A 4,699-nucleotide genomic window follows, 5' to 3' on the forward strand; every position below is an offset into this window, starting at 1 on the left:
CTCCTGAAGAGACTCCTGGGGCAGTTGCACAAGATAAGGGGAACTCACCAGTATATGGGGGTTACACCGGGTATGATGCTCAATTCTATCAGAACGCCATTGATTCAGCGGTAAAGGCAGCAGCGGATCAGGTTATAAAAAACGACATTAATTCAGGGTATTCAAATGGGCAGATGACCTATGACCTCGATCAGAGGATCAATGCCGTCCTTCGAAAATATCCGGGGGCATCCTGGCAGAGCAACTCCGAAGTTCAGAACCTCACAGAAAAATATACCTCAAATTATGGCTCTGATGCATACATCGATTCTGTCAGGAATGGGTCTCAAGCGACGAAAATAGCCACTCAAAATACTGAAACACTCACTACCTCACAGCAGATCATGAACTCAGTCCTACAGGATGGGATCATCAAACAGGATGAGGTTCGCAACGCCTGGAATCAACTCAACTCTTCCATCGGGCAGAACACCCCCCTAACTCAGCAGGCGGCCTCACAGACTCTTGATCTAACTTTGGCTTATGGAAAGATCCAGGACGCACAGAATCAGTACACCAAATATATGAGCGATGGCTCTTTATCGGCAGAAGAGGCCGCAAATATGAACTCCAGACTTTCAGACATCAATAAACTCTTAGGAGATTCGGGAATCACTGCTCAATCCGGTGTTTCGGGCCTTCCGCCTGCATTGCAGAATCTGGGATCTGTTGCACTGGCTGCAGTAAACCAGATCAATTCTGCTATTTCTCAAGCAAATGCAGCGATTAACAAAGCTAGTTCTATCGTTTCGGCTGCACAGTCGCTCTATAACTCCGCTGTAAGCACTTCAGCGAAGAGTAGCGGAAGTACCGTGATCAACAACAATGTAACCGGGAATACATTCTCTAAACAGACAACCGCAAGCGATTTAATCTCTGATATGCTCAAGGCGAGTGTTGCAGTGGGGTACTAACCATGAAAATAGATCTAGCTAATAAAACCCGAATCCGGAATGTTGACGTTGTCATCCGGGGTCCAGATGGGAAGATAAAATATGAAGAGCATTTTCAAAAAGAAATCCCAGATAAGGAGAGAAAATTTCAATGTATCTGGAACATGCTCTGGAAAAAATCCCGGATGAGGAGGTAAAATGGCAACTCAAACAATCATTGGCCGTCTGCAGAAGTTGAAACTTGCATACGGACTCTCGGCACAGTCGATCATCTATCTCGGCCAGGATGGGGATGCAACAGCAGAATCTGCTTCTGCAAATGCCCCGGCACAGGAACTCACAACCGGAGGGTGTGGAAGAACTGCTGCATCTGTGGCTGATGTTTCATCCGGGACTGTTACCGCAATGAAACTCACCTGGAATCTTACGTTTACCGGGGATAATGTCATAAGAGCTCTGTTTGGGTCCTGGTCCAATGCTCCCGGTCAGAATATGGCTTGGAGGCATGTAATGTCCTTGGCTCAAGCTGTTGGGCAAAATGATCAAATGACGGTAACTGTGACCGATACATTGAACGGGTGAGCAAAACGGCACAGAAAACGATGTATCCAATCACTGTCCCCGGACTTCAGGCGGTCACTACACAGCCCCTGTCCCAGACAGATACTCAGTTGTATGTTGACCACCTCGATTACTTTGATGATGCCCCAAATCTCTGCACCATCAAAAAATCATCCACCGAATTTGAAGTTTGTAAATATACTGCCAAAACTGTAGTCTCCGGTACTGCGGGATATCTCACGATAGTACGATCAGGAGATGAACATCTATCCTCAACCGGATCGGCTCAAACTTTCTCATCCGGGGTTAAGGCGTTTAGGAGTTTCTCAAACTGGGACTATGGAGGATTTATGAACAATATTTCGGATCTCAATACCCGTGTTATCGCACAGGAAAATCAGATGGATCCAATTATCGCTGCAATAATTTTTGGGTGAAATTATGGGAGCTACAGTAGTATATTCAGGTGCAATTACAGTATCGACTGAGACCGATCTCTATACAAATTCAGACACAACAAAAAAGTCAATGGTTCTAAAATTGAGCCTTTATAATCCGGATTCTTCAGCCGTTGCGGTTGAGATCTGGGTGACTGATGGCTCAAACGTACATAAATCATGTTTACTCAAATCGTCGGTGTCTGCCTTGGCAGTAATTGCAGATAGCGGGAAGACAATTCTTCTTCCCGGATATAAAATACGGTTCATTTCAGCGTCATCAACAACAAAGATTGAAGCATCCATCTATGAAGGTCTGGCCTGATGGTTTTCAAAGATATTTCAGGGTTGATTACATCCTGGGAGAAAGGATATGGATATGATCCATCACTCATTATCGGGATAGCTTGGAACTCGGCATCATCCTCTCCAACCTTGGCTTATATCGACAAAGATGGGAATACAATCCCAACCCCTTCAGAAATCTGGTTTAATTCTCATCCTATATTCGGTAAAATCTGGCGGTGCTGCCTAACCGCTGCCGGAGTTCCAACTTTCGGATCTAATGCAAGAGGCGATGGGTTAACTCTTACTGCAGACTACATAATGACCCAGTTTCCTTTACATTATCTCAAATGGGACATGATTGGGACAGTGAAGAAATGGTGGATCAGTCCATTCCCGTGGGATGGTTTCGTCCCCGTATTTTCAGCTAACCAGAGAGGCCATGCATCCAGCCCCGCCAATGCGATCTATGTTGGATCCTATATGGCAGGGGCGAATGGAGGAACAACTGTAGCAAATGGCAGTTATAACACAATAAAAGCTACCTCCTGGACTGGCTTGAAACTTACTAGTAAGTCCGGAAACCTGGCACTCACAGGGGATGATGCAGGCACATCGGGGACAATTGCCCATTTTGAAGCTGCTGCAAATCTGATTGGGGCAGGTTGGGGCATCGTAAATATTCACACCTGGGCGATGATTCGGCTCTTAACATATATTCGTCTTGGTACGCTTAACTCACAAGCAGCAGTAGGTGCAGGAAGATCAAATTCTGCAAACACATCTGCCCTTACAAACGGATCTGTATCATCTTATGAGGATATTATGGGCCGTTCGTCAGGGACGACTGATCTGTTAGGCGTTTCACTTTTTGGCCTTGAAAACCTCTGGAGTAATCTCTGGCAGTTCATCATTGGTTACAATTCGACCGATACTGCACACAATATTGTAAAAAGAGATGGGACTGGAACACTAGCAGGAACACTCACTTCTGGCAATTATGATGCTGTAACAAGCCCATTGCCATTAAATGGAGTGAATAACATCAGCGGGACTGATTCTGGAGCCTATTGTCAAGGATATGTATCAGCAGTCGGGCATGATTCAGCAGGACTGCTTGATCATTTGATGATACCCTCTGCATTAGCAGCTAGTGAGACTACCGGATTTTGTGATTTTGACTGGTCGCATCAATCCGGAATCGGTCAAATTGGCGTTCTGCTGGCCGGCGGCGGTTGGAGTAGTGCCGGGTATGCGGGGGTCGGTTGCCTTGGTTCGAATTGCGCCGTCTCGTATGCCGATCCGGCGCTCGGTGCGCGGCTTGAGTTTATTGGGTGAAAATGACAGTGTATCCGAGGTTTTCAGAATTTGCTGCCGGGGATGCAAAACTCGATGGCGAAAAGGTGAAGCTAAAGGACATTCTGAATCAGGAGATCCTGGTAACCGGGTACTCAATTCATCAGTCAAAATTCAAGGATGAAAAATACTTAACGATACAGTTTGAGAAAGAAGACACGCGTCATGTTCTGTTCACTGGTTCATGCGTTCTTATGGATCAGATTGAAAAATACGCTGAAAAATTACCATTTTTAGTGATAATCAGGGACTTTGGGAAATATTATGCGTTCACTTAATAATTTTTCAAGGATCATATTGGTATGGTTTGGTTGCATAAGCAGCGTTCTGCTAGCCGGCAGCAATTGGAATAATGCCGGGTATGCAGAGGTCGGTTACCTTAATTCGAATAACACCGTCTCGTATGCCAATCCGAATATCAGTACGCAGCTTGAGCTCAAGACTGTATTGAGTAGCCCTGAACAGCAATCAGACCTGAATCAGATTGATTATCTGGTCAAACAGAAAGCAAACCTTCCGGGAGTGTCAGTACTTTTAGGAACACTCTCCCGGATGGGTAGGGCTGAATCATGAAACGATTCGGCAATCTCTTCTCACAGATTGTTGATACTGACAATCTCTTAACTGCTCATCTCAATGCCAGAAGGGGAAAGTCCCAGTATGGCGAGGTCCAGATGGTCAATCAAGACCCAGAGGTGTTTATCGCTGAAATTCAGCGGATGCTTATCTCAAAGACGTTTACCACGTCTCCCTATGAACTGAAAGAAATCTTTGAGCCAAAGCAGAGGACGATTTATAAACTCCCTTATTTTCCAGATAGGGTTGTCCAGCATGCAGTGATGCAGGTTATCCAACCAATATGGGATAAGGTTTTCATTTTTGATCTGTACTCAGCGATACCGGGTAAAGGTCTTCATGCCGGGTCCTATAGACTTCGGAAGTTTCTCAAAGACGTCCCTAATACTCAGTACTGCCTGAAGTTTGATATCTCAAAATTTTATCCTTCGATGAACCACGATATCCTGCTTTCCTTGGTAGAGAAGAAGATCAAGTGTAAGGATACTTTATGGCTCCTGGAGAATGTGATCCGGTCCACTCCTGGCGTTCCGATTGGTAATTATTTATCAC

At 45.3% G+C, this 4,699-nt stretch carries 9 protein-coding genes; all 9 read left to right on the top strand.

What is annotated here, in order from left to right; translation table 11 throughout:
* A partial coding sequence (locus tag VN429_RS00735; protein WP_325628718.1) for a hypothetical protein occupies positions 1-953 on the top strand: 953 nt, incomplete at its 5' end.
* 2 nt (positions 954-955) lie between these two features.
* Positions 956-1,129, top strand: coding sequence for a hypothetical protein (locus VN429_RS00740; protein WP_325628720.1), 174 nt, complete (start codon positions 956-958; stop codon positions 1,127-1,129).
* Position 1,130: 1 nt separating this feature from the next.
* Positions 1,131-1,514, top strand: a complete 384-nt coding sequence (locus tag VN429_RS00745; protein ID WP_325628722.1) for a hypothetical protein — start codon at positions 1,131-1,133, stop codon at positions 1,512-1,514.
* 20 nt (positions 1,515-1,534) lie between these two features.
* Complete coding sequence (locus VN429_RS00750; protein ID WP_325628724.1) at positions 1,535-1,930, top strand: hypothetical protein; 396 nt, start codon at positions 1,535-1,537, stop codon at positions 1,928-1,930.
* Positions 1,931-1,934: 4 nt separating this feature from the next.
* Positions 1,935-2,255, top strand: a complete 321-nt coding sequence (locus tag VN429_RS00755) for a hypothetical protein (RefSeq protein WP_325628726.1) — start codon at positions 1,935-1,937, stop codon at positions 2,253-2,255.
* Entirely contained in the window at positions 2,255-3,553 is a 1,299-nt protein-coding gene (locus VN429_RS00760) for a hypothetical protein (RefSeq protein WP_325628728.1), read from the top strand. Before VN429_RS00755 ends, VN429_RS00760 begins: the two co-directional genes overlap by 1 nt.
* A 2-nt stretch (positions 3,554-3,555) precedes the next feature.
* On the top strand, positions 3,556-3,849 hold the full coding sequence (locus VN429_RS00765) for a hypothetical protein (protein ID WP_325628730.1): 294 nt from the start codon (positions 3,556-3,558) through the stop codon (positions 3,847-3,849).
* Positions 3,836-4,144 (top strand): hypothetical protein, encoded by a 309-nt coding sequence (locus VN429_RS00770; protein ID WP_325628732.1) that lies wholly within the window; start codon positions 3,836-3,838, stop codon positions 4,142-4,144. Before VN429_RS00765 ends, VN429_RS00770 begins: the two co-directional genes overlap by 14 nt.
* On the top strand, positions 4,141-4,699 hold a 559-nt coding region (locus VN429_RS00775), incomplete at its 3' end, for a reverse transcriptase domain-containing protein (protein WP_325628734.1). The genes VN429_RS00770 and VN429_RS00775, both read left to right, overlap by 4 nt.

This window comes from Methanospirillum sp., assembly GCF_035560735.1.
Lineage (GTDB): Archaea > Halobacteriota > Methanomicrobia > Methanomicrobiales > Methanospirillaceae > Methanospirillum.